This is a genomic window from Humibacter sp. RRB41 (assembly GCF_022761015.1).
Lineage (GTDB): Bacteria > Actinomycetota > Actinomycetes > Actinomycetales > Microbacteriaceae > Humibacter.
The window spans coordinates 128,806-154,266 of the sequence record NZ_JAKWJQ010000002.1; the positions used below are offsets into that span (position 1 = coordinate 128,806).

20 protein-coding genes are annotated in these 25,461 nt (G+C 65.9%); 16 read left to right on the forward strand and 4 right to left on the reverse strand.

Annotated elements, in window-relative coordinates; all coding sequences use genetic code 11:
- Nucleotides 1–34: 34 nt before the first annotated feature.
- Nucleotides 35–847 carry a ParA family protein gene (locus MJ603_RS06425; RefSeq protein WP_243063292.1) on the reverse strand — a complete coding sequence of 271 codons (813 nt, stop codon included), beginning with the start codon at nt 845–847 and terminating at the stop codon, nt 35–37.
- Between the two features lie 70 nt (nt 848–917).
- Here MJ603_RS06425 and MJ603_RS06430 point away from each other — a divergent pair, with 70 nt between their 5' ends.
- The 3 genes from MJ603_RS06430 (at nt 918) to MJ603_RS06440 (ending at nt 6,347) form a co-directional block, all read left to right on the forward strand.
- Nucleotides 918–4,322 (forward strand): pyruvate carboxylase, encoded by a 3,405-nt coding sequence (locus MJ603_RS06430; RefSeq protein WP_243062869.1) that lies wholly within the window; start codon nt 918–920, stop codon nt 4,320–4,322.
- 105 nt (nt 4,323–4,427) lie between these two features.
- Nucleotides 4,428–5,819 carry a MinD/ParA family protein gene (locus tag MJ603_RS06435; protein WP_243062870.1) on the forward strand — a complete coding sequence of 464 codons (1,392 nt, stop codon included), beginning with the start codon at nt 4,428–4,430 and terminating at the stop codon, nt 5,817–5,819.
- Between the two features lie 36 nt (nt 5,820–5,855).
- On the forward strand, nt 5,856–6,347 hold the full coding sequence (locus MJ603_RS06440) for a peptide deformylase (protein WP_243062871.1): 492 nt from the start codon (nt 5,856–5,858) through the stop codon (nt 6,345–6,347).
- Between the two features lie 153 nt (nt 6,348–6,500).
- Here MJ603_RS06440 and MJ603_RS06445 read toward each other — a convergent pair whose 3' ends face one another.
- Nucleotides 6,501–8,330, reverse strand: coding sequence for a long-chain fatty acid--CoA ligase (locus tag MJ603_RS06445; RefSeq protein WP_243062872.1), 1,830 nt, complete (start codon nt 8,328–8,330; stop codon nt 6,501–6,503).
- Nucleotides 8,331–8,429: 99 nt separating this feature from the next.
- On the opposite strand from MJ603_RS06445, the gene MJ603_RS06450 reads away from it, so the two are divergent.
- From MJ603_RS06450 to MJ603_RS06460, 3 genes are all read left to right on the forward strand, one after another.
- Entirely contained in the window at nt 8,430–9,374 is a 945-nt protein-coding gene (locus tag MJ603_RS06450; protein WP_243062873.1) for an ROK family glucokinase, read from the forward strand.
- Nucleotides 9,375–9,410: 36 nt separating this feature from the next.
- Nucleotides 9,411–10,100 carry a 1-acyl-sn-glycerol-3-phosphate acyltransferase gene (locus tag MJ603_RS06455; protein WP_243062874.1) on the forward strand — a complete coding sequence of 230 codons (690 nt, stop codon included), beginning with the start codon at nt 9,411–9,413 and terminating at the stop codon, nt 10,098–10,100.
- Nucleotides 10,101–10,166: 66 nt separating this feature from the next.
- Nucleotides 10,167–11,537 carry a class II 3-deoxy-7-phosphoheptulonate synthase gene (locus MJ603_RS06460; protein WP_279238973.1) on the forward strand — a complete coding sequence of 457 codons (1,371 nt, stop codon included), beginning with the start codon at nt 10,167–10,169 and terminating at the stop codon, nt 11,535–11,537.
- 19 nt (nt 11,538–11,556) lie between these two features.
- Here the strand turns inward: MJ603_RS06460 and pknB are convergent, their stop codons facing one another.
- Nucleotides 11,557–13,482, reverse strand: coding sequence for a Stk1 family PASTA domain-containing Ser/Thr kinase (pknB, locus tag MJ603_RS06465; RefSeq protein ID WP_243062875.1), 1,926 nt, complete (start codon nt 13,480–13,482; stop codon nt 11,557–11,559).
- 127 nt (nt 13,483–13,609) lie between these two features.
- Here pknB and MJ603_RS06470 point away from each other — a divergent pair, with 127 nt between their 5' ends.
- Complete coding sequence (locus MJ603_RS06470) at nt 13,610–13,948, forward strand: Rv2175c family DNA-binding protein (protein WP_243062876.1); 339 nt, start codon at nt 13,610–13,612, stop codon at nt 13,946–13,948.
- A 24-nt stretch (nt 13,949–13,972) separates the two neighbouring features.
- On the opposite strand, the gene MJ603_RS06475 is transcribed toward MJ603_RS06470, so the two are convergent.
- Nucleotides 13,973–15,073 (reverse strand): polyprenyl synthetase family protein, encoded by a 1,101-nt coding sequence (locus MJ603_RS06475; protein WP_243062877.1) that lies wholly within the window; start codon nt 15,071–15,073, stop codon nt 13,973–13,975.
- A gap of 79 nt (nt 15,074–15,152) precedes the next feature.
- Between MJ603_RS06475 and MJ603_RS06480 the strand changes: the two genes are divergently transcribed.
- The 9 genes from MJ603_RS06480 (at nt 15,153) to murD (ending at nt 25,410) form a co-directional block, all read left to right on the forward strand.
- A complete protein-coding gene (locus MJ603_RS06480) occupies nt 15,153–15,530 on the forward strand; it encodes a DUF3040 domain-containing protein (RefSeq protein WP_243062878.1) in 378 nt (125 codons plus the stop codon).
- A gap of 386 nt (nt 15,531–15,916) precedes the next feature.
- Nucleotides 15,917–16,348, forward strand: a complete 432-nt coding sequence (gene mraZ / locus MJ603_RS06485) for a division/cell wall cluster transcriptional repressor MraZ (RefSeq protein ID WP_243062879.1) — start codon at nt 15,917–15,919, stop codon at nt 16,346–16,348.
- Nucleotides 16,349–16,457: 109 nt separating this feature from the next.
- Complete coding sequence (gene rsmH / locus MJ603_RS06490; protein ID WP_279238922.1) at nt 16,458–17,423, forward strand: 16S rRNA (cytosine(1402)-N(4))-methyltransferase RsmH; 966 nt, start codon at nt 16,458–16,460, stop codon at nt 17,421–17,423.
- Nucleotides 17,420–18,028, forward strand: a complete 609-nt coding sequence (locus MJ603_RS06495; protein WP_243062880.1) for a hypothetical protein — start codon at nt 17,420–17,422, stop codon at nt 18,026–18,028. The genes rsmH and MJ603_RS06495 overlap by 4 nt, the downstream gene beginning before the upstream one ends.
- A gap of 24 nt (nt 18,029–18,052) precedes the next feature.
- Nucleotides 18,053–19,834: a penicillin-binding protein 2 gene (locus MJ603_RS06500; RefSeq protein ID WP_243062881.1), complete on the forward strand. Its 1,782-nt coding sequence runs from the start codon at nt 18,053–18,055 to the stop codon at nt 19,832–19,834.
- Nucleotides 19,835–19,845: 11 nt separating this feature from the next.
- Nucleotides 19,846–21,393: a UDP-N-acetylmuramoyl-L-alanyl-D-glutamate--2,6-diaminopimelate ligase gene (locus tag MJ603_RS06505; protein WP_374230871.1), complete on the forward strand. Its 1,548-nt coding sequence runs from the start codon at nt 19,846–19,848 to the stop codon at nt 21,391–21,393.
- The gene (gene murF / locus MJ603_RS06510; RefSeq protein ID WP_243062883.1) at nt 21,390–22,805 is read left to right on the forward strand and encodes a UDP-N-acetylmuramoyl-tripeptide--D-alanyl-D-alanine ligase; all 1,416 of its coding nucleotides are present in this window, start codon (nt 21,390–21,392) and stop codon (nt 22,803–22,805) included. The genes MJ603_RS06505 and murF overlap by 4 nt, the downstream gene beginning before the upstream one ends.
- A complete protein-coding gene (gene mraY, locus MJ603_RS06515; protein WP_243062884.1) occupies nt 22,802–23,911 on the forward strand; it encodes a phospho-N-acetylmuramoyl-pentapeptide-transferase in 1,110 nt (369 codons plus the stop codon). Before murF ends, mraY begins: the two co-directional genes overlap by 4 nt.
- Nucleotides 23,911–25,410, forward strand: coding sequence for a UDP-N-acetylmuramoyl-L-alanine--D-glutamate ligase (gene murD, locus MJ603_RS06520; RefSeq protein ID WP_243062885.1), 1,500 nt, complete (start codon nt 23,911–23,913; stop codon nt 25,408–25,410). Before mraY ends, murD begins: the two co-directional genes overlap by 1 nt.
- The last annotated feature ends 51 nt before the right edge of the window (nt 25,411–25,461 follow it).

The following is a 25,461-nucleotide window of genomic DNA, read 5'->3' on the forward strand; positions in this document are numbered from 1 at the left end:
GAGTTCACGTGGCCGCAGCAGCAGCCGGAAAGGATCAGCCCTCTGCGTATTCGCCGATGCGGGCGGTGCGCAGCACCCGTTCCAGGAGCATGTCGAAGTTGTGCGCCATCTCCTGGGCGCTTTCGCCAGGCCAGACGTGCAACGGCTTCGCCGCTCCCTGCGCCTGCTGCAGCGACGTGCGCTCCGGAAGCTGCGGCGAGAGCACGAGCGGTCCGAACATGTCGCGCAGCTCCTTGATCCGGAACTGGTGCTCCAGCGACTGCACCCTTGCGCGGTTCACGATGATGCCCAACGGCTGAAGGCGAGGAGACAGGCCTCGCCTGATCTCCTCGATCGCTCGCAGGGCGCGGTCGGCGGCTGCGACGGAGAACAGGCCGGGCTCGGTGACGACCGTCACGCGGTCACTCGCCGCCCACGCGGTACGGGTCAGTGCGTTCAGCGACGGGGCGCAATCGATCAGCACAAGGTCGTAGTCGTGCTCGACGTTGGCGAGAGCCTCTTCGAGCTTCCAGATGTCGCGAATCGACGGATGCGGTCCGTCGAAATTGATCGCAGACGGGCTGCCGATCATCACGTCGACCTTGCCCGTGCGGCCTCGCGTCCACCCACTGGGGGCGATAGCGGCACGCACCACCTTCTCCTTCGGAGAGGCGAGCACGTCGGCCACGTTGAGGTGGCCGGCGATCGTGATGTCCATGCCCGTCGAGACGTCCGACTGAGGGTCGAGATCGACCACGAGTGTCCGCAGGCCCTTCGCGAATGCCGCGGAGGCGAGGCCCAGCGTCACCGTCGTTTTTCCGACACCACCTTTGAGGGAACTGACGCTGAGCACATGCACAAAGAGCAACGTTACCGTCACTAGTCTTAGAGAACCTAACCGTTCGCTGAGCGGCGCGTGCCCCGCCGGAGAGGTCTGAATGTTCAAGAAGATCCTGGTCGCGAACCGCGGGGAGATCGCCATCCGTGCGTTCCGCGCGGCGTACGAACTCGGCGCACAGACCGTCGCGGTGTTCCCGTATGAAGACCGCAACTCCATGCACAGGCTCAAGGCCGACGAGGCCTACGAGATCGGCGAGCCGGGGCATCCGGTGCGCGCCTACCTCGATGTCGACGAGATCGTCCGGGTGGCGAAAGAAGCCGGCGCCGACGCCATCTACCCCGGTTACGGATTCCTCTCCGAGAACCCCGAACTGGCGGAGGCCGCCGAGGCCGCGGGCATCACCTTCATCGGACCGAGCGCCGACGTGCTCCGCATGGCGGGCAACAAGGTCACGGCCAAGGAGCATGCCATCGCCGCCGGAGTTCCGGTGCTGGCGTCGTCAGCACCGTCGCGCGACATCGACGAACTGCTGGCCAGTGCCGAGGCGATCGGCTTCCCCGTCTTCGCGAAGGCCGTCGCCGGCGGCGGCGGTCGAGGCATGCGGAGGGTCAACACGCTTCAAGAACTGCGGCCGGCGCTGCAGGAGGCCATGCGCGAGGCGGACAGCGCCTTCGGCGACCCGACGATGTTCCTCGAGCAGGCAGTGCTCCGGCCGAGGCACATCGAGGTGCAGGTGCTCGCGGATGCCTCCGGTCACACCGTGCACCTCTTCGAACGTGACTGCTCGGTGCAGCGTCGCCACCAGAAGGTGCTCGAGATCGCGCCGGCACCGAACCTGCAGGACGACATACGGCAGTCGCTGTACCGGGATGCGATCGCCTTCGCCGAGTCGATCGGCTACGTCAATGCCGGCACCGTGGAGTTCCTGCTCGACACGGTGGGGGAGCGAGCAGGCCAGCACGTCTTCATCGAGATGAACCCGCGCATCCAGGTCGAGCACACCGTCACAGAAGAGGTGACGGACATCGACCTCGTGCAGTCGCAGATGCGCATCGCGGCGGGGGAGACGCTCGCTGAACTGGGGCTGCGACAGGAGAACATCCAGCTGCACGGCGCCGCCATTCAGTGCCGCATCACGACGGAGGACCCGACACAGGGTTTCCGGCCGGATACCGGAACGATCACCACGTATCGCTCACCCGGAGGCGGAGGCATCCGCCTCGACGGCGGCACCGTGGCGGCGGGCGCACAGATCAGCCCGCATTTCGACTCCATGTTGTCCAAGCTCACGTGCCGTGGCCGCGACTTCGGCGCGGCGGTGCAACGTGCCAGGCGCGCACTTGCCGAGTTCCGCATCAGGGGCGTCGCAACGAACATCCCGTTCCTCCAGGCCGTGCTCGACGACTCGTCGTTCGTCGCAGGCGACCTGAGCACGTCGTTCATCGAGGAGCGCCCCCAGCTGCTGCGCGGCCGAGTCTCGAAAGACCGTGGAACCAAGCTTCTGAACTGGCTCGTCGACGTCACCGTCAACCAGCCCAACGGTCAGCGGCCGCAGGTCGCCGATCCAGCGACGAAGCTTCCTGCGATCGATCTGCAGGCGGCGGCCCCAGACGGTTCGCGGCAGCGGCTGCTCGCACTCGGTCCGGCGGGATTCGCCCGCGAGCTGCGTGCCCAGACCGCCCTCGCGGTGACCGAGACCACGTTCCGCGATGCTCATCAGTCGCTGTTGGCGACGCGCGTGCGCACCAGAGATCTGTTGGCCGTCGCGCCCTATGTGTCGAGGTTGACGCCGCAGCTGCTGTCGGTCGAGGCCTGGGGCGGTGCGACCTACGACGTCGCCCTGCGATTCCTCGGCGAGGATCCGTGGGAGCGACTCGCGTCATTGCGCGAGGTCCTGCCGAACATCAACATCCAGATGCTCCTGCGCGGCCGCAACACGGTCGGCTACACGCCGTACCCGACCGAAGTGACGGATGCCTTCGTGCGCGAGGCCGCCGCCACCGGCGTCGACATCTTCCGCATCTTCGACGCACTCAACGACGTCAGCCAGATGCGACCCGCCATCGACGCGGTCCTCGCTACGGGAACCGCGGTCGCAGAGGTCGCCGTCTGCTACACGGGCGATGTGCTCGACCCTTCGGAGAACCTCTACACCCTCGACTATTACCTGAAGCTCGCCGAGAGCATCGTCGAGTCGGGTGCGCACGTGCTCGCGATCAAGGACATGGCGGGTCTGCTCCGGCCAGGTGCAGCCGAGCTTCTCGTGCGGTCGTTCCGTGAGAGGTTCGATCTCCCGGTGCACGTGCACACGCACGACACCGCCGGCGGTCAGCTGGCCACCCTCATCGCAGCCAGTGCGGCCGGAGCCGACGCGGTCGACGTCGCAAGCGCGCCCATGGCGGGTACGACGAGCCAGCCGTCGGCATCCGCCCTGGTCGCGGCTCTTGCACATACCGAGCGTGACACGGGCATCCCCCTGAGCAACGTGACCGATCTGGAGCCGTACTGGGCGGCCGTGCGCGGGCTGTACGCACCGTTCGAGTCCGGTGTGCCCGGCCCAACGGGACGCGTGTACAAGCACGAGATCCCCGGTGGTCAGCTGTCGAACCTCAGGCAGCAGGCCAAGGCGCTCGGCTTGGCGGAGGATTTCGAACTGATCGAGGACATGTATGCCGCCGCCGACCGCATTCTCGGTCGCATCCCCAAAGTGACGCCGTCGTCGAAGGTCGTCGGCGACCTCGCGCTGCACCTCGCCGCCGTGCATGCCGACCCTGCGGACTTCGAAGCCAATCCGCAGAAGTACGACATTCCGGAGTCGGTCGTCGGCTTCATGGCGGGCGAGCTCGGCGACCTGCCGGGCGGATGGCCGGAGCCGTTCAGAAGCAAGGTGCTCGAGGGCAAGACGGTGCGCGTTGGCGTCACCGACCTCACCGCAGACGAGCGTGATGGCCTTGCCGGCGACTCCGTCACGCGCAGGTCGACGCTGAACCGGCTGCTGTTCCCCGCGCCGGCACGCCAGTTCGAGCAGGTACGCGAACTGTTCGGCGACGTCTCGGTGCTCGACACCAGCGACTATCTCTACGGGCTCACGCCCGGCACGGAGCACGTGATCCGGCTGGGTCGCGGCGTGCGCCTTTACGCGGGTCTCGAGGCGATCGGCGAGGCCGACGACAAGGGCATCCGCACCGTGATGACCACACTCAACGGTCAACTTCGCCCGGTGTTCGCGCGTGACCGCTCGGTCACCGTCGAGGCGAAGGCCGCCGAGAAAGCGGATGCCTCCATCCCCGGCCACGTCGCCGCCCCGTTCTCCGGTGTGATCACGGTGCAGGTACAGGTCGGCGATCGGGTCGCGGCGGGCACTCCGGTCGCATCGATCGAGGCCATGAAGATGGAAGCGGCGATCGCGTCGCCCGTCGCCGGAGTCGTCTCGCGACTCGCTGTGCCGAAGACCCAGCAGGTCGACGCGGGAGACCTTCTGGTGGTCGTCTCACCCGATTGAGGCGTGTCACCGCGAAATCACCCCCATTTGGGGCACGTGCATTGACTCCCCGTCGCGGAGGCACCCGGCGATAAACTGGGCACTCGACGCAAGGGGGAGGCGCTCGTGGCTGCTAGCAGCAAGAAGAGCGGAACCGTGAGGGGCACGGCGACGAAGGAGGCGGATCCGCCTGAGACGATTGACGAGTCCGCTCCACCAGTCGTCACGGACGAATCAGACATCGAATCGATCGATCCCGACGAGGAGAGCCTCGACGGGCGTGAGATCGTCGTCACTGAGTCGGGCAGCATCAACGTTGTGGTGGACCTGCCGCCAGCACCGCAAACCCCTCCGCCGGCCGAAGAGAGCGCCGTCGCGATCGACGACATCACGATCGACCCCTCGCGACCGTCGCATGCGCAGACGGCCTCAGTGACCATCGTCACGGCGCATCCTGTGCGCACCGAGCCGTTGCCGCCCATTCGTCACCCGCTGCCGAAACAGGTTGAGGTCGACCTGTCAGGGGGATGGCGCCAGCCTTCCCGCCGCGGTCGGCGCACCGGCGAAGTGGCGGAGACTCCGGAATCTTCTGCGATGCTCACAGCAGACCGTCTCCTCGTCCCCGGCCGTTTCGGAAGACCGGCGCCTGAGAGCGGCGGACGGCTCGCCCTCTACCGCGCGACGTTCGGGCTGGTCAATCTCGGCGACTCGCCGAAGGTGCGAGCGCGAAAGGAGCTCGACCGGCGCATCCAGCGACCGCTCGAGGGCGGCGCACGCTACGTTCCCGTGCTCACACGCAAGGGCGGAGTGGGAAAGACGACCGTCACGGCTCTGCTCGGCATGGCCTTGGCCGACATGCGCGACGATCGCATCGTCGCCATCGACGCGAATCCCGATCGTGGCACCCTGTCGGAGCGCGTGGCGAGGCAGACGGATGCCACGGTGCGTGACGTCGTGCACCGCGCGGCATCCATCACCGGGTACACCGACTTCTCAACCCTGGTCTCACGCGACGTGACCCGGCTCGATGTGCTGGCATCCGACACCGACCCGCAGTTGTCAGAGGCGTTCAACGAGAACGACTACAACGTCGTGGCCGATCTGGCGTCGCGGTTCTACTCGATCGTGCTCACCGACTGCGGAACCGGCATCGTGCACTCCGTCATGCGGCCCACCCTTCAGCGCGCCGACGCGGTCGTGATCGTGTCCGGCGGCAGCGTCGACGAGGCCAAACTCGCCTCGGAGACGCTCACCTGGCTCGAGGCGAACGGATACGGCGAACTCGTGCGCAACGCAGTCATCGCCTTGAACACGGCAACCCAGGGCACTCACCTCGTCAACGTCGAGGAGATCGAAGCGCATTTCCAGTCACGGGTGCGCGACGTCGTGCGCATCCCGTACGACCCACGGCTCGCGGCGGGCGCCTCGATCGACTATCACCGGCTGCAGCCCGCAACGCGTCATGCAGCGAGGGTGCTCGCGGCGCTCGTCGTTGAGGGTCTGCCCGAAAGCCGCTGAGCCTGAGCGGGTCTACGACGTCGATAGGATCGACGGATGCCAGACCGTCCGATCCGTCTCTACGGCGACCCCGTACTCAGCACCGTCTCCGATCCGATCGACCGCATCGATGACGGTGTCCGTGGCCTCGTCGCAGACCTGATCGACAGCGTCAAGGTGGAAGGCAGGGCGGGAGTCGCGGCCTGCCAGATCGGGGTCGGCCTTCGCGCGTTCAGCTACAACGTCGACGGCGTCGTCGGATACCTGATCAACCCCGAGATCATCGAACTCGACGGAGAGAAGACCGAGATCGATGAGGGATGTCTGTCGGTTCCCGGCCTCTGGTTTCCGACGCCCCGACATCCCTACGCCAAGGCGCGCGGCACCGATCTGGACGGCAACGAGGTCATCGTCGAAGGCACGGGAACGCTCGCACAGGCCCTTCAGCACGAAACCGACCACCTCGACGGAATCGTCTATCTCAAACGACTGCTGCCGGAACACCGCCGAGACGCCATGCGCGCGGTGCGCGAGAGCGAGTGGTTCTGAGTTGTTTTGTGCGCCCGTCCCTGCCGGGCGCACCGCTGTCGGGCTGGGTGAATGGCCCGGATGATTCGCCGGCGAAGCCGCCGAATCGTGGAGCGTGTTGCGGTGCGAAAGTGGGCGCCCGTCCCAGCCCGGCGCACAAGACTGTGCGGCGGCCTACCGCAGCGAGAAGCCCTCTGTGGCGGGAGCGTTCGAGTAGAGGCTCTCCACCTCGGCGGCGAAGTCCTTCAGGATCACGTTGCGCTTGATGCTCAGCTTCGGCGTGAGGTGACCGCTCGCCTCCGTGAACTCGATCGGCAATACGATGAACTTTCGGATCGACTCCGCGCGAGAGACGTGCGCGTTCGCGGTATCGACGGCCTTCTGCAGCTCGGCGAGCACTGCAGGATGCTTGGCCGCGACCTCGATCGGCATCGAGGCATCCTGGCCGTTGTTTGCAAGCCAGGTCGGGAGCATCTCGGTGTCGAGTGTGATCAAGCATCCGATGAACGGTTTCTGATCGCCGACGACGACCACCTGACCGACGAGCGGGTTCGCACGGATCGGGTCTTCCAGAACGGCCGGGGCGACATTCTTGCCGCCGGCCGTGACGATGATCTCCTTCTTGCGACCCGTGATCGTCAGGAATCCCTCGTCGTCGAGGGTGCCGAGGTCTCCGGTCTTGAACCAGTCGCCCTCGAACGACTCCGCCGTCTGCTCCGGGTTCTTCCAGTACTCCTTGAAGACGTCGACGCCCTTGACCAGGATCTCGCCGTCGTCCTCGATACGAATCTCGACCCCGGGGAGCGGAACGCCCACCGTTCCGATCTTGGAGTGCTGCGGAAGGTTCACGGTCGCGGGGGCCGTCGTCTCGGTCAGTCCGTAGCCCTCGAGCACCTTGATGCCCATGCTGTGGAAGAAGTGGCCGAGACGCGCCCCGAGCGGAGCGGACCCGGAGACGGCGTACCGCACGTTGCCGCCCATCGCAGCGCGCAGCTTGGAGTAGACGAGCCGGTTGTACAGGGCGTACTGCAGCTTGAGGCCGACGGGGATCTTGTCGCCAGACTCCTGAGCCTTCGAATAGTCGATCGCGACGCCCGCGGCCTTGCGGAAGATGTTGCCCCTGCCCGATCCTTCCGCGTTCTGTTCAGCGGAGTTGTAGACCTTCTCGAACACGCGGGGGACCGCCAGCAGGAAGCTCGGGCGGAACGTGCCGAGCGAAGGCAGCAGATTGCGGGTGTCCGGCTGGTGGCCGACGCGCACGCCACCGTGAACGGAGAGAACGGAGATGAACCGAGCGAAGACGTGCGCCAGAGGAATGAACAGCAGAGTGGATGCCCCGCGCGGGTCCTCGACGAGCTCGTGCAAGGCGACGGCCGAGTTGCGCGACAGTTCGACGAAGTTCGCGTGCGTGAGCACGCATCCCTTCGGCCTTCCCATCGAACCCGAGGTGTAGATGATCGTCGCGAGGTCGGCCGCGTTGGCGAGTCCTCTGCGCCGCACGATCTCCTCGTCGGGAACGTCGGCGCCCGCTGCGACGATCTTGTCGAGATCCCCGAGTTCGATCTGCCACACGTTGCGGATCGCGGGGAGGTCGGCGGCGACCTCGTCGAAACGGGCGAAGTGATCAGGCGTCTCGAGGAAGACGGCACTGGCGCCAGAGTCGCTCAGATTCCACTGCACCTGCATCGGCGAGCTCGTGTCGTAGACCGGCACCAGAACCGCTCCCGCGTACCAGGTGGCGAAATCGATCAGAGACCACTCGTATCGCGTGCGGCACATGATCCCGAGCTTGTCTCCGGGGCCGACGCCTGCAGCGACGAGACCCTTCGCCAGCGCTACGACCTCGGCCTCGAACTGCGCGGCCGTCACGTCGAGCCAGCCATCACCGACGGGCTTGGCGAAGATCACCTGATCCGGCGTCTCCGCTGCTCGTGCCACGAGCAGATCCGCCGCGTTCGCGTTCGGATCGGCGGGTACTGCGGCGGGCGTTTCGGCATGGTTCACGGGTAGCTCCTTCGGTACCGATACAACCAGTACACTCTATGCTGCATCGGCCGACTGCTCAGACGGTCACTCCCATCCACGACGAAAGGCGAGTCACGCGTGCACGCGATCGGAATCGATATCGGGGGCACGAAGATCGCCGGCGCTCTCGTCGATGAGCTGGGCGCCATTTCGCGTGAGGATCGTGTCGAGACGCCGAAGGAGACCATCGGCATCGAAGACGCTGTTGTCGCGATGATCGATCGGTTGAGCATCGATGCCGACCCGGTCGGTGCCGGCGTGGCTGCGGCCGGCTTCATCGATGCAGCTCAGTCCACGGTGTACTACGCGCCGAACATCGCGTGGCGCGAGGAGCCCTTGCGGCAGAAGATCGAAGCGCGGGTCGACATCCCCATCGTGATCGAGAACGATGCCAACGCGGCGGGATGGGCGGAGTTCCGATTCGGCGCCGGTCGACTGGTCAGCGACATGGTCATCCTGACGATCGGCACGGGCGTCGGCGGAGCGATCGTGAGCGAAGACCGACTGTTCCGCGGAGGATTCGGCGCCGGCGCAGAAGTCGGGCACATGCGGGTCGTTCCCGGCGGCCTGCTCTGCGGTTGCGGAGCCCGCGGCTGCATCGAACAGTACGGTTCAGGGAGGGCGCTGCAGCGTTACGCCAACGAGCTCGCAGACCAGGGCGGCATCGGCCAGGCACTCGCCGACGCGCGCTCGCGCAAGGGAAAACTCGGCGGCCACGACATCAGCGATCTCATCCAGGTCGGCGACCCTGGCGCGCTCGCCGCTCTGCGGCAGCTCGGAGACTGGCTCGGACAGGCCAGCGCGAGCCTCGGCGCCGTGCTCGACCCCCAGATGTTCGTCTTCGGTGGGGGAGTTGCACAGGCCGGCGAACTGCTGCTCGACCCGATCCGCCAGGCGTATCTCGAGAATCTGCCGGCGCGTGGGTATCACCCCGAGCCCGAGTTCCGCATCGCCGAGCTTGTCAACGACGCGGGTGTCGTCGGCGCGGCCGACCTCGCCAGACTGCACGCCGTCAGCCGCTAGGCTGCTCCTGCACGCTAACGAAGGGGCGCGTCGACGGTGTTCTACTGGCTGCTGAAGTTCGTGATCGCGGGCCCAGCCCTTCGAGCGATCTTCCGCCCGTGGGTGGTCGGTCTTGAGAATGTGCCGAAGGACGGGGCTGTGATCCTCGCGAGCAATCACGTCTCGTTCATCGACTCCATCTTTCTTCCACTGGTGGTCGGAAGGCATGTCTCGTTCCTTGCGAAGAGCGATTACTTCACCAGGCGCGGTCTGTCCGGCTGGCTCACCAAGACCTTCATGAAGGCCACGGGACAGTTGCCGATCGACAGAGGTGGCGGTCCGGCATCCGAAGCATCCCTGAACACTGGGCTCGGCGTCCTGGCTAGAGGCGAAATCCTCGGTATCTATCCAGAAGGAACGCGCAGCCCTGACGGCAGGCTCTATCGCGGACGCACGGGTGTCGCACGCATGATCCTCGAGGGCCACGTTCCCGTCGTGCCGGTCGTCATGGTGGGAACGCAGGAGATCATGCCGATCGGCACGAAGATTCCGCGTATCCGCCGCGTCGGTGTGGTCTTCGGCGACCGGCTCGACTTCTCGCGCTTCGAGGGCCTCGAGAGCGACAGGTTCATCCTCCGATCGATCACCGACGAGATCACCTACTCGCTGCACGGTCTCGGCGGCCAGGAGTACGACGACGTCTACGCGTCCACGGTCAAGGAGCGCCGCCCGAGCGTGGCCAGGTAGGCTTGACGATCGCGCCGCGTCGCGGCGGATCGCCCCTTACGAAGCCCGTAGAAGTGGAACCCCGTGCTGCTCGACCACTCCGATCCCGTCGTTCCTGCCGATGAGTCCGTGATCGCCGGTCTCGACCATTGGCGCACGCTCGAGGCGAAGCAGCAGCCGACGTGGCCGGACTCGGACGCCGCACGTGCGGCATCCGAAGAGCTCGCCACCCTGCCCCCACTGGTGTTCGCGGGCGAAGTGGATCAGTTGCGTGCGCGTCTCGCTGCTGCGGCGGAGGGCAGGGCCTTCCTGTTGCAGGGCGGCGACTGCGCGGAGACCTTCGCGGGAGCCACTGCGGATCAGATCCGCAACCGCGTCAAGACGGTGTTGCAGATGGCGGTCGTGCTCACCTACGGGGCTTCGGTGCCCGTGGTGAAGATGGGCCGCATGGCAGGCCAGTTCGCCAAGCCGCGCTCCAGCGATTCAGAGACCAGGGGCGGCGTAACGCTTCCCGCCTACCGCGGCGACATGGTCAACGGCTACGATTTCACGGAGCGGTCCCGCACCGCGGACCCCCAGCGACTGGTGCGCGGCTATCACACCGCGGCTTCCACCCTGAACCTCATCCGCGCTTTCACCCAGGGCGGTTTCGCCGACCTACGACAGGTGCACAGCTGGAACAGGGGCTTCGCCGCGAATCCGGCGAATCAGCGGTACGAGGGCCTCGCTCGCGAACTCGACAGGGCCATCAAGTTCATGGAGGCGGCGGGCGCCGACTTCGACGAGCTCAAGCGCGTGGAGTTCTACTCGAGCCACGAGGCGCTGCTCATGGACTACGAGCGTCCGATGACGCGCATCGACTCGCGCACGGGCACCCCCTACAACACGTCGGCGCACTTCGTCTGGATCGGCGAGCGCACCCGTCAGATCGACGGAGCGCACGTCGACTTCCTGAGCAGGGTGCGCAATCCGATCGGCATCAAGCTCGGCCCCTCGACCAGTGTCGACGACATGTTCCGGCTCATCGACAAGCTCGACCCTCAACGCGAACCCGGCAGGCTGACCTTCATCACACGCATGGGAGCAGGCACGATCAGGGATGCTCTGCCGCCTCTCCTCGAGGCGATCAAGGATCACGGCTCCACGCCCCTGTGGGTGACCGATCCGATGCACGGGAACGGCCTGACGACCCCCGCCGGCTACAAGACGCGACGCTTCGAGGACGTGGTCGACGAGGTCAAAGGGTTCTTCGAAGCACACCGGGCTGCGGGCACGAACCCGGGCGGAATTCACGTCGAGCTCACCGGTGACGACGTCACGGAGTGCCTCGGCGGATCGGAGCACATCGACGAGGCGACCCTGGCAACGCGGTACGAGTCGTTGTGTGATCCCCGGCTCAATCACATGCAGTCGCTGGAACTCGCGTTCCTGGTCGCCGAGGAGCTCGGCGCTCGCTGACGGGACGGTAATCGAGGAGCTAGCCGGCAGCAGTGATTCCGAGGTTGATCTTCGTACCTTTGGTCTGCTGCGTGGTCGAGTCGGGGGACTGAGACTGCACCTTCGTGAGGGCATCTGGGACCGCGTCCCAGAAGGCAGAATATTCTGGCACGAACCCCGCGTCGGTGAGCGCCTTCTTCGCCTTATCTCTCGTCATGCCGACCACATTCGGCACGGAGAAGAGCTGAGGTCCCTTCGAAACGTCGAGCAGGATCGTGTCGCCGACCGTGGTCGGACCCTCATTCTGCGGTGCCGCGCTGATCACGCTCCCGTTCTCGACCGAGTCGCTGTACTCCTCCGAGCCCGTCACACCCTTCAAGCCGACCGCACTGAGTGCTGACTGCGCGTCGGAGAGTGTCTTGCCCGTGACGTCGGGAACGGCCCCGAGCGAGACGACGAGGTTCACCTTCATGCCGTCGAAGTACGAGCCACCGTGCGAGAGATCGCCCTTGTCGCCCTCCGCCCTCGCGGCCGAAATCACGTTGTCCTTTGTCACATCGGAATTGAACTGCTCGTCCACCGTTCCAACGACGGCGTGCGCGTCGGTGATCGCCTTCTGCGCCTGGGCCTTGCTGAGGCCGGCGAGTGTCGGAATCGTGATCGGCTGCGGTCCCTGCGAGACGTGCAGTGTCACCTTGGCGCCCTTAGCGACCTTCGCCCCTTGCCCGGGCGAAGACGACACGACGGTGCCGGTCGGGACTGTCGTGGAGTAGACCTGGTCGGATGCCGCCGCGAACCCGACATCGGCGAGCGCCGTCTTCGCGTTCGCGAGACTCGATCCGTTCACGGTCGGAACGGTCGCCAGCGCGCCCGGACCTGCGCCGAAGTACCAGCCGGTGCCGCCGGCGACGGCGGCGAGCACGAGCACCAGTGTGATCAGCCACCATCCGTGTGCCGAACGCTTTCGGCTCATCTTGGCCAGAGCGGCCACCGCGTCGGTCGCCGATGCTTCGGGGCGCACCGACGCCGCTGGAGGGATGATCTGGGTGTCGGAATCGGACGCCGCCATGGCGGCGTCCGCCAACACGAGCGTCGGCTGCACGGCGGTTTCACCCGCACCCGCCCGTAGCTCGCGCTCCACCTCCAACAGTCGTTCGAGCATGACGCCGGCGTCGGCCGGGCGGTCAGCGGGATCCTTGGCCGTCGCCCACAGGACCAGCTCGTCCAGCTGACGGGGAACCTCGGGGTTGAGGCTGCTCGGGGCGGGCACCGAGTCGTTCGCGTGCTGATATGCGATCTGCATCGGCTGCTCACCCTTGAAGGGTTGCTCGCCGGTGAGCATCTCGAAGATCATGATGCCGAGCGCGTAGATGTCGCTCCTGGCGTCGGCGACGCCGCGGGTGACGAGCTCGGGGGAGAGGTAGGCGATCGTGCCGAGTAGAGCCTGACCGGTTCCCGTGCTGTTGGTCACCGCGCGGGCGAGGCCGAAGTCGCCGATCTTGATGCGGCCGTCGTCGGCGAGCAGCACGTTCTCGGGCTTGAGATCACGATGCACGATGCCGGCGCGGTGAGCCGCGGCAAGGCCGGAGAGCACGGCATCCGAGATGTCAATGGTCTGCTCCGCGGTGAGCCTGCCGTAGTCGCGCAACAGGTCGCGAAGGGTGATGCCAGGCAGATACTCCATGACCAGATACGCCATGTCGGCGTCCTGCCCCTGGTCGAACACGCTCACCACGTTCGGGTGCGCAAGGCGTGCCGCCGACCTCGCCTCTTGCACGAATCGGTTCTTGAACTGGGCGTCGTCGGCGAGGTGACCGTGCATGACCTTGATCGCCACTCTGCGCTCCAGGCGCAGGTCGGTGGCGAGGTAGACGGTCGCCATCCCACCTCTGGCGATGCGCGAGCGCACCTGATACCGGCCGTCGATGAGACGGCCGAGCATCGGATCTGGCTGGCTCGCGGTCACCCGTCGAGTCTACGGATCAGTCGCCGGGCGCCCCGGTAGAACACGGTAACGAATGGGGCACGTGCGAGTGCGGAATGCGTGCCGACCGTGGCACTCTAGGTGGGTGGCGAACCCCGATCCCCAACCTGTGACCAATCGAGAAGAGAGAACCTGGCTCACCGTCCCCGAGCTCGTGGAGGTGCTCGGCGTCGGCGTCGGTCGCGTCCATCGGCTGCTCGAAGACAGGCATCTGCTGGGAGCACGTGTGGATGGCGTGCTGAAGATACCGGCCGACTTCATCGTCGACGGTGAACCCTTGAGCGAATTGCGCGGCACCCTCATCGTGCTGGCCGACGACGGGTTCAGCGACGACGAGGCGATGGACTGGCTGCTCGAGACCGAGGACAGCCTCGGTGCCGCGCCGATCGACGCTCTACGCGCCGGCCGCAAGGCCGAGGTTCGACGGGTGGCTCAAGCGCTGGCGTGAGTCCCAGCGCCTATCGGCGCGTGCTCAAGCAACACGGTCGGTGACCGACCGGGCGAGATCACGAAGGTGGTTGACCGCGGCGTCCGCCAGGTCGACCTCGTCGAGGGCCCGAACGGCGCGATCCACGTTGAGGGCGATCATGCGTTCCACTTCCGTGGTGGCGCCCGACGCCGAGATCGTGCTCTGCAGCATGCGGACCTGTTCTTCGTCGAGGTCGGGATCGCCGAGCAGCTCGTCGAGCACTCGTCTGGCCGATGCCGGAAGAGCGTGCCGCGCAAGAGCAACGAGCACCGTGCGCTTCCCCTCGCGCAGATCGTCGCCGCTCGGCTTGCCCGTCACGGTGGAATCGCCGTACACGCCGAGCACGTCGTCGCGCAGCTGGAAGGCGATGCCGAGCGGCAGTCCGAAGTCGCGCAAGGCATCCAGCTGTCCGAGGTTGGCGCCTGCCAGAAGGGCACCGATGACCAGGGGTGCCTGCACGCTGTACTTGGCCGACTTGTAGACGATGACGCGTTCCGCACGGGGCAGCAATTGATCCTCGGCGCCGGTGCGCCACGACCTCTCTTCGAGGATGTCCAGGTATTGACCGGCGATCACCTCGGCTCTCATCTGCCCGAACTCGCGCCGCACGCCTCGCGCTCGCTCGGAAGGAACGTCGTCGGCGAGCGCTTCGGCCAGCAGGTCGTCACTGAATCCGAGGAGCAGGTCCCCGAGCAGAACCGCTGCCCCCGTCCCGAACTCGGCGGCCGAGCCGTCCCATCCGTTTTCGTGGTGCAGCGTCTCGAACCTGCGATGCGCAGACGGCGCCCCCCTCCTGGTGTCGGAGCGGTCGATGATGTCGTCGTGGATGAGAGCTGCAGCGTGGAACAGTTCGAGCGCCGCGGCGGTACCGATCACAGGATCGAGTCGGTCCGGTTCGCGTGGCGAGCGGGCGTCGTGTACTGCTTTGAAGCCCCAGTAGCAGAACAGGGCCCTGAAACGCTTGCCTCCACTGAGAAACTGCCGGGAGAAGGCAGTCAACGGCTCCGTGTCCGGGGCAACGGAGAACAGAATAGGTTCGCGCGTTTCGAGAAAGTGTCCGAGTCGGTCGTCGACAAGATCGATCAGTCGGTTACTTTCGGCCACTCGCCTAGCCTAGCTGCGGTAGCAAGACTAGAATCAGTAGTTACACACCGTCATTCTCGTAAGCCTGAGGGGGACAAGGATGCCGCTTTCGGAGCACGAGCAGCGCCTCCTCGATGAAATGGAGCGCAGTCTCTACCAGAACGACGCCGACTTCGTCGCAAAGGTCGGCGGGGTGCGCGTACGTCCAAGCTATCGGTCGGTCGTTCTGGGCATCCTGCTCGCCGTAGTGGGCGTCGGTGTTCTGCTGACCGGGGTGTTTCTTCAACTGATCGTCGTTGGCATTCTCGGCTTCGTGTTGATGCTCGCCGGCGTGCTGTTGGCGATAACGCCCAGCCGCGTGAAGCGTGCAGCGGCCGCAGCGCCGACGGAGCAGAAGCCTCAGGCGAAGTCGACACAGCCGGGCTTCATGGACAAACTCAACGAGCGATGGGAAAAGCGTCAGGACGGCGATCACTGAGTTGGTCGCGTTTCCGGCTCGCGTTGAGAGCCCGCGTTGACGATCTCGCGTTTTTCCTCCACTCACCTCCCCGATGCCACCGCACTGAGCTGACATCTCCTCTGCTCCACTTCGAGCCCGCCGATTCGGCGGGCTTTTTTCATGTCGGACGCCGTGCACTGGTCGGACGCTTCGTCGACCGTGGCCGCTCGCAACCGACACGCCGCAGCTCTGCCTGAAGGCTTGCACCCCTTCACCGCCCTCCACCACGAACATGCCAGTGTTTTCAACGGATTTCGGGCAGAGCTATGCTGTGAATTCGTCATCTTCTAGTCCTCTGTGGATGAAGGTGGAGTAAAGTGGAGGATGTCGCCAGCTCGCGACACAGATCGACGGGGGAGGAGCCGATGTTCCTTGGTACCTACGCCCCCAAGCTCGACGAGAAGGGGCGCATCATCCTCCCGGCCAAGTTCCGTGACGAGTTCGAGTCAGGACTCGTGATGACCCGTGGCCAGGAACGATGCGTCTATGTCTTCTCTCGTCGCGAGTTCGAGTCGCTGAACGAGAAGATCCGGCAGGCGCCGGTCACGAGCAAGCAGGCTCGTGACTACTTGCGTGTCTTCCTCTCGGGTGCGAGCGACGAGATCCCCGACAAGCAGCACCGTGTGACGATCCCACCGCTTCTGCGGACGTACGCCGGGCTGCAGAGGGAACTCACCGTGATCGGTGCAGGCAATCGCGCGGAGATCTGGGATTCCGCCGCGTGGAATGCCTACCTCGCCGAGAACGAAGCTTCGTTCGCGGACACGGCCGAGGAGGTGATCCCGGGGCTGTTCTAGCGCCTGGCGCCGGACTCCCAGCCACACCGATCGCACCCTGATGCACTTCCCCGGTGTCAGGTGGCGTGTGGATGGGGATCCGGCGTCAGGGGCCACGCCCCGTACAGCCATGGTCGCCTCCATCGATCCCAGCGAGATCCACGTGCCTGTGATGCTCGAACGGTGCGTGGAACTGCTCGCGCCCGCTCTCGACACCGTGGCGCCGGTGCTCGTGGATGCCACGCTCGGCCTCGGCGGTCACACCGAGGCTTTCCTCACTCGCTTTCCCCGGCTCACCGTCGTCGCGCTCGACCGCGACACCGAGGCCATCGCGCTCGCATCCAGGCGGTTGGCGGCATTCGGCGATCGTTTACGCGTCGTGCACACGGTCTATGACGGAATCAGCGATGCCGTCACATCGCTCGGCTATGCCACCGTCGACGCCGTGCTGTTCGACCTCGGGGTGTCGTCGTTGCAGCTCGATCAGGTGGATCGCGGCTTCTCGTATTCCAAGGACGCTCCGCTCGACATGCGCATGGACTCCACGTCGGAGCTGACAGCGGAGACGGTCGTCGCGCACTACAGCGAAGACGAATTGCGGCGCATCTTCCTCGACTATGGCGAGGAGAAGCTCGCCGCGAGGTACGCCAGGGCGATCGTGCGCGCCCGCTCGGCCCAGCCGATCACCAGGTCGGCCCAGTTGGTGGCGATCATTCAGGATGCGACGCCGGCGGCGCTGTCCAGAGCCGGGCATCCGGCCAAGCGCGTCTTCCAGGCGCTGCGCATCGAGGTGAACCACGAGCTCGACGTGCTCGAGCTGGCGATTCCGCGTGCCGTCGATCTTCTGAGGATCGGCGGACGAATCGCCGTCATGTCGTTCCAGTCGCTCGAAGACCGGATCGTCAAACGTGCGCTGCAGGCGAAAGCCACGTCGACCGCACCGGCCGGACTGCCGGTCGAGCTGCCGGAGCACAAGCCGGAAGTGACGTTGCTGACCAGGGGGGCCGAGCTGGCAGACGACGAGGAGCGTGCGCGCAATCCGCGCTCGATCCCCGTACGGCTGCGCGCGGCGGAACGCATCAGGGGGATCAGATGAGCCAGGCGACCGCACCGATCGCATCCGTGCTTCCCGCACGACGGTCGCCGTCGGAGAAGCGAACCTCCCATCTCGAGGCGCTCCCTCGGGTGTCTCGACGTGCCCGACCCAAGCTGTTCTATGCGTCCTTGGCGGTGCTCACCGTGATGGTGGTCGTCGTGACACAGCTGCTGCTGTCGATCGGGGTTTCGCAGGGTGCCTACCGCATCGAGTCGCTGCAGTCGACGAAGGCCAGCCTGGCGCGCCAGTACCAGCAGGCATCGGAGGACGTGCAGGTGCTGTCGTCTCCTCAGAATCTGGCAGCGAAGGCCGCAGCACTCGGCATGGTGAACAACGGGACGCCCGTCTATCTGCGTCTCTCCGACGGAGTGGTGATCGGGTCGCCCGCCGCAGCTTCGGCGGCAGGAGCCGCGAGCGGCAGTGAACTCGTCGCCAACGCGCTGAACTCCGAACTCCAGTCCGGCAAGGGATCGTCGAGTTCGACGAAGACAAGCGGCACGGGCTCCACTGCGACCGATTCGACCACACCGACGACGAATGAGGCGAAGCCGGACAGCACACCCGTACCGTGGACCGGGGCGCTGCCTGCGCCGTCGACGCACTGATCCTTCTACGTTGAGGTGGCCCGAATGACGACCGCGAAGTCCCATCGTCGACGGACGGCGCTGGCAGTCTTCGTGATCATGGCGCTCGTCGCCGTGTTCGTCGTGAGGCTCGTGGACATCCAGGTGGTGCATGCCAGCACGCTCGAGCGGCAGGCTGCCGAGCGGCGCGGCACCACGTCGGTGATCTCCGGTAGTCGCGGATCGATCGTCGCCTCCGACGGAACCGTGCTGGCCAGAAGCGTGACCAGGTACAACTTCATCGCGACGCCCAAGTACGCGAAGAAGTCGTATAAGCAGAAGCTGAACGGCAAGGACGTGACGGTCACGATGGAGTGGGCGGCGGCGCAGATCGCAGCGATCACCGGGCAGAAGCCGGCCGACATCACGGGTCCCATCGAGTCGGCGCTGGCCAAGAACAAGGACTCGCAGTACGCCCCGGTCGTCAGTGGCGTCGACGCAGCCGAATACCAGAAGATCCAGGCGCTGAACATCCCGTGGCTGAATTCGACCAGCTACCAGTCGCGCATCTACCCGGACGGCGCGGTCGCGGGCAACATCCTCGGATTCCTCAACGGCGAGGGCACAGCTCAGGCCGGTTTGGAGAAAGAGGAGAACAAGTGCCTCACCGGTCACGACGGCGAGGAAACGTATCAGACCGGTGAAGACGGGGTGACGATTCCCGGTAGCACTGTCGTGCAGAAAGCTGCCAAGGACGGTGGTGAGCTCGTGACGACGATCGACCCCGACCTGCAGTGGTTCGCCCAGCAGGAGCTCGCCCAGATCGTGCCCGAACTCGGAGCGCAGTTCGGCATGATCAGCGTGGCCAGTGTGAAGGACGGCAAGATCAAGGTGGCGGCGCAATACCCCTCCGCCGACCCCAACAATCTGGACGGCACTGCCACGAACTACTGGGGCGCCATGATGTTCCAGAACCAGTACGAGCCCGGGTCCATCTTCAAGCCGCTCACCGCCGCCGCACTCATCGACAGTGGAACGGCGACGCCCGACTCGCACGTCGTGGCGCCCGATCTGCTCGAGCCGGGCAACGGGGTCGAAGTGCGCGACGACGAGTACCACGACCCGCAGAATCTCACGATGACGGGCGTGCTCACCGAGTCGTCGAACGTCGGCATGTCGCTGCTCGGCACGAAGATGAGCGACCAGAAGCGCTACGAGTACCTGAAGAAGTTCGGTATCGGCAGTACAACAGGTACCGGGTTTCCCGGCGAGATAACCGGCGAACTCTCGTCCCCTTCCAGCTGGGACGCACAGACCAAATACGCGACGACGTTCGGGCAGGGTGTCACGACGACTTCGGCGCAGATGCTGAGCGCATACCAGACGCTCGCGAACGGCGGGGTGCGGGTGCCGCTCACGCTCGTCGAGGGCTGCAAGCAGGCGAACGGCACGATGACCGACACCCCCTCGACGAAGGGCACGCGGGTCGTCTCGTCGAAGGCATCCAAAGAGGTGCTGAACATGCTGGAGAACGTGCTCAAGGGCGGACCGATCTCGACGCTGCCGAACCTGCAGATCCCCGGCTACATCGTCGCAGCGAAGACCGGCACGGCGCAGGAACCCGACGGCAACGGAGGCTATCTGCCCAACTACTACGTGTCGGTGATGGGTGTCGCCCCGGTCGACGATCCGCAGTATGTGGTTTCGATCAACATCGGCTTCCCGACTACGATTACATCGTCCCGCGCCGCCGGGCCGTTGTTCAAAACGATGATGAGCCAGGTGCTCAAGGACTTCCGGGTGCAGCCTTCGACGGCCGCACCGGCGAACTACCCGGATACCTACTGAAAGTGAGTCACGTGACCGGAACGGGCACAGCGATGTTGCGCCCCGAACATCCCGTCCTCCGGTCGCTGTCGCGTTTGGCGGCCGACTTCGGGTTCGAGACGTCGGAGCGCGTCGATTCGGCGGAGGTGAGCGGCGTCACCGTCGACTCGAAGGCCGTCGAGCCCGGCGACCTGTACGTCGGTCTTCCCGGCAGACGCGTGCACGGTGCATCGTTCGCCGCCGACGCGGCGAAGGCGGGGGCTGCCGCAGTGCTGACGGATGCCGTCGGCGCGGAGCTCGCGGCGACCGCAGGCATCCCCGTGCTCGTCACAGACGACCCGAGGGCGGCTCTCGGCGATGTCGCCGCCTGGGTGTATCGCACGGCCGAGAATCCGGCGACCCTTTTCGCCGTGACGGGTACCAACGGCAAGACCAGCGTCGTCTACCTGATCACGGCGATCCTGACCCAGATCGGCGTGCGTGCCGGTCTCAGCTCCACCGCAGAGCGGCGCATCGGCGACGTCGCGGTGACCAGCTCGCTGACGACCCCGGAGGCGAGCGAACTGCACGGGCTGCTCGCACGCATGCGCGAGGCCGGGGTGCGCGCCGCAGCTGTCGAGGTGTCGGCCCAGGCTCTGAGCAGGCACCGCGTGGACGGCATCGTGTTCGACGTCGTCGGATTCACGAACCTCAGTCACGATCATCTCGACGACTACGCGTCGATGAACGAGTACTACCGGGCGAAGCTGGCCCTCTTCGAGCCTGAGCGCGCGGCGCGCGGTGTCGTCACGGTCGACACGGAGTGGGGCGGCAGGTTGGCCGACGAATCCCGCATTCCCGTCACAACGCTGGCGACGGTATCCGGTGTCGCAGCCGACTGGACCCTCGAGCTCGGCGAGCTCGCGATCGACAGAACCGAGTTCACGCTCTCCGGGCCCGACGGGCGGTCGCTGACGACGAGCATCCCCATGCTCGGCTCGTTCATGGCGGCGAACGCCGCGCTGGCCATCGTGATGCTGGTGGAATCCGGGTTCGACCTGGAGGCGATCGGCCATGTCCTGACGCGTGACGGCGGCATCGACGCCTTCATCCCGGGACGCGCCGAGCGCGTCTCCGGCGACTCCGGCCCCGTCGTCTTCGTGGACTACGGGCACACACCGAACGCGTTCGAGCGCATCCTCGCCTCCCTGCGTGAGGTCACGGCCGGACGGATCATCATGGTCTTCGGCGCAGACGGCGACCGCGACGCGACGAAGCGTGCCGACATGGGCGCGATCGCCGCACGCGGTGCCGATGAGGTGATCATCACCGACTTCCACCCGCGGTACGAGGATCCGGCTGTGATCCGAACGGCACTCATCCACGGTGCGCTGGACGCGGTGCCTGGCGCGCACGTCGAGGAGATCGCCGATCAAAGGGTTGCGATCCGCACCGCGATCGCGCACGCGGGCGAAGGCGATGTCGTTTTCTATGCCGGGCCAGGACACGAGAATTACCAGGAGGTCGCAGGAGTGCACGTGCCCTATTCGGCGCGCGAGGAGACGAAGCAGGCGCTGCGCGAAGCGGGGTGGCCGGCATGATCGCCATGACGATCGCGGAGATCGCCGCGGCAGTCGACGGGCGCGTGGTCGGTGCTGCGGATGCCGCGGCGCGCGTGATCGACGGTCTCTCGTACACCGACTCGCGCGAGATGGTGGAAGGCGGAGTGTTCTTCGCCAAGCCTGGCGAGTTCACCGACGGACACCTCTTCGCACCCCAGGCGGTCGAGCGCGGCGCCGCGTTGCTGGTCGTCGACCATGAACTCGAGTTGGATGTTCCGCAGATCGTCGTCGCCGACGTGGTGGAGGCGCTCGGCGCCTTGGCACGTCACGTGATCGATCGAGCGCGTTCGGCGGGCATCCTCCGCATCGTGGGCATCACCGGATCCAACGGCAAGACGACGACGAAGAACCTGCTGGCGGCCATTCTGCATCCGTTGGCGGAGACCGTCGCGGCACGGGCATCCTTCAACAACGAGGTCGGCGCTCCGTTGACCATGCTCGAGGTCACGCAGACCACCAGATTCCTGGTCTCCGAGATGGGCGCCAGCCGCGAGGGCGACATCGCCCGTCTCATCCACCTGGCGAAGCCCGACGTCGGCGTCGTGCTCAAGGTCGGTCTCGCCCACGCGGGCGAGTTCGGCGGCATCGAGGCCACGCAGCGCGCGAAGTCCGAAATGGTCACCGATCTGGATGCCGGCGACACGGCTGTGCTCAACGCCGACGACCCGCGCGTGGCGGCGATGGCCCCGCTGACCGACGCCGACGTGCTGTGGTTCGGTCACGACGGGGTCGCGGCGCCCGATCGGGTGCGTGCGACGGAGGTGCGCGCCAGCAGGGCCGGAACCACCTTCACTCTCCACCTTCCGAACGGCGACAGTCGTGAGGTCGTCTTCCGAGTGCTCGGCGAGCACCACGTCTCGAACGCGCTGGCGGCCGCCGCTTCCGCCTTCGCCCTCGGCGTCGGCATCGATGACATCGTGGCGGGACTGCAGTCGGTGACCCGTGCCGAGCGCTGGCGCATGGAAGTCATGGGCGGCGTGGGTGGGGTCACCGTGATCAACGACGCGTACAACGCCAGTCCGGACTCGATGGCGGCCGCGCTCAAGACGCTCGTGCAACTGCGCGAGCCAAGCGGGCGCGCGATCGCCGTGCTCGGCGAGATGAGCGAGCTGGGCGAGGCATCCGGACCGGAGCACGATCGCATCGGTCTGCTCGCCGTGCGTCTCGGTATCGACCAGGTCGTCGTCGTCGGCGCCGGAGCACGTCGCATGCACATCTCCACGATCAACGAAGGGTCGTGGGACGGTGAATCGGTGTTCGTCGAGAGCCAGGACGAGGCGTTCGACCTGCTGAAGTCCCTGTTGAAAGAAGGAGACACGGTTCTGGTGAAGTCGTCGAACTCCGCGGGACTGCGTCACCTGGGAGACCGGTTGGGAGAATTGTTCTCGTGAGGGCATTACTGACCGCCGGGGCTCTGTCGCTGGCCTTCTCCCTCTTCCTGACACCGGTGTTCGTGAAGCTCTTCCACCGGTTGAACTGGGGGCAGTTCATCCGCGACGACGGACCGCAGTCGCACCACGCGAAGCGCGGTACCGCCACGATGGGCGGGATCGTGATCATCCTCGCCACCCTGGTCGGCTACTTCGCGGCCGTGCTCATCAACGGCGGTGACGGACTCTCCGTCTCGCCCCTGCTCGTCCTGCTGATGATGGTCGGACTGGGCCTCGTCGGATTCGTCGACGATTTCATGAAGACGCGTAAGCAGCGCAGTCTCGGGCTCGGCGGGTGGTCGAAGGTCGCCGGTCAGCTGATCGTCGCGACGGTGTTCGGCATCCTGGCCATCAACTTCCCGAGCAACGAGGGTGTGACCCCGGCATCGACGCAGATCTCCTTCATCAGAGACCTGCCGCTGGATCTCATGGTTCTCGGCGGAGTTCCCGTCGTCGGCATCATCCTGTACCTGATCTGGATCAACCTCATCACGACTGCCACCTCGAACAGCGTGAACGTGACGGATGGGCTGGACGGCCTGGCGACCGGCGCGTCGATCCTCGCGATCGGTTCGTACATCATCATCGGATTCTGGCAGTTCAACCAGTCCTGCTTCAGCGACACCATCGACACCGACAATCTCTTCAAGTGCTACACGGTGCGCGACCCGCTCGACCTGGCCGTCGTAGCGGCCGCGATCGTCGGCTCGCTGGTCGGATTCCTGTGGTGGAACACCTCCCCGGCGCAGATCTTTCTCGGCGACACCGGATCGCTGGCACTGGGTGGTGCGCTGGCAGCCTTCGCGATCCTCAGCCACACCGAACTCCTGCTGGTGCTGATCGGCGGCCTGTTCGTGATCGAGAGCGGCTCGGTGATCCTGCAGCGGGCGTACTTCAAGATCACCAGGGGTAAACGCATCTTCAGGATGAGCCCGATCCACCACCACTTCGAGCTCAAGGGCTGGGCAGAGGTGACGGTCGTCGTCAGATTCTGGATCATCGGCGGACTGCTCGTCGCCGCCGGCGTCGGCTCGTTCTACCTCGAGTGGCTCTCGCGAACCACGTGATGGCTGAGAACGACCTCCCCGGCAGGCTCGCCGGGCTGACCAGCTGGCGCTCCGACTGGAACGATCTGCGCGTACTCGTGCTCGGTCTCGGCGTCGCGGCCTTCTCGTGTGCGGACACGCTCGCGGAACTCGGCGCCGAGGTGCTGGTCGCGGCCGAGACCCGGCATGAGGAACGTGCACGTCTTCTCGACGTGATCGGCGCGAAGCTGTATGTCGGCGACCTGCACGAGGTACCGGATGCCGTGACGAGGTTCGCCCCCGACCTCGTGGTCGTCACATCGGGCAGGCATCATCCCGATCATCCCGTGCTGCAGTGGGCGCAGCTCACCGGCATCCCGATCTGGGGGGACGTCGAACTGGCGTGGCGGGTGCGAGACAAGGTGGAGCCGGCGGCGGAGTGGATCTGCGTCACCGGAACGAACGGCAAGACGACGACGGTGCGCTTGACCGCATCGATGCTGGTGGCATCAGGGGTTCGCGCTGCACCCTGTGGCAACATCGGCGTTCCGGTGCTCGACGCGGTCAGGGACCCGCAGGGATTCGATGCGCTCGTGGTCGAGTTGTCGAGCTATCAGCTGCACTGGGTGAACAGGAATGCCGGCGGCGAGCTGTCACCGTTTTCGAGCGTGTGCCTGAATCTCGCTGACGACCACCTCGACTTCCACGGGTCGATCGAGGAGTACGCGTCGGCGAAGGCACGGGTGTACACGAACACCAAGGCGGCCTGCGTCTACAACCGCGCCGACCAGGCGACGCTGAAGATGGTCGAAGACGCCGACGTTGAAGAAGGTGCCCGCGCAATCGGCTTCGGCCTCGATTCGCCCGGCCCGAGTGACTTCGGAGTCGTCGACGGCATCCTCTGCGACCGCGCGTTCCTGGACGACAGGGCGACCGCGGCGCTCGAGCTCACGACGGTGGACGAACTGCGAGATGCAGGTCTTGCCGCTCCTCACGTGGTCGCCAATGTGCTGGCGGCGAGCGCTCTGGCCAGATCGTTCGGCGTTCCGGCCGAGGTCGTCCACGACACACTCCTCACATTCCGGCTGGACCCGCATCGCATCGAGCGCGTCGCCGAGTCCGACGGAATTCTGTGGGTCGATGACTCGAAGGCCACCAACCCGCACGCGGCCGAGGCATCCCTTCGTTCCTACGACTCGGTGGTGTGGGTGGTCGGCGGTCTGCTCAAGGGCGTCGATATCGACGATCTTGTTCGCAGAAGCGTGCCGAGGCTGGCTGGAGCCGTGGTGATCGGTGTCGATCGGGAGCCTGTGCTCGCGGCATTCCGGCGACACGCGCCGCGACTCGCCGTGCTCGCCGTCGAGCCCGGTGAGACTGAAAGGGTGATGCCGGAAGCGGTCCGTTTGGCGTCGCAGCTCGCGAGCGAAGGCGACACCGTTCTGCTCGCGCCCGCGGCGGCGTCGATGGACCAGTTCACCGACTACGAGGATCGCGGCGAGCGATTCGCGCGGGCGGTGCGTGAACATCTCTCCGGTCCGTGAGAAACGGCGCGGCAGGACCCGACATCGGCAGAACGGCCGTGCATGAGCAAT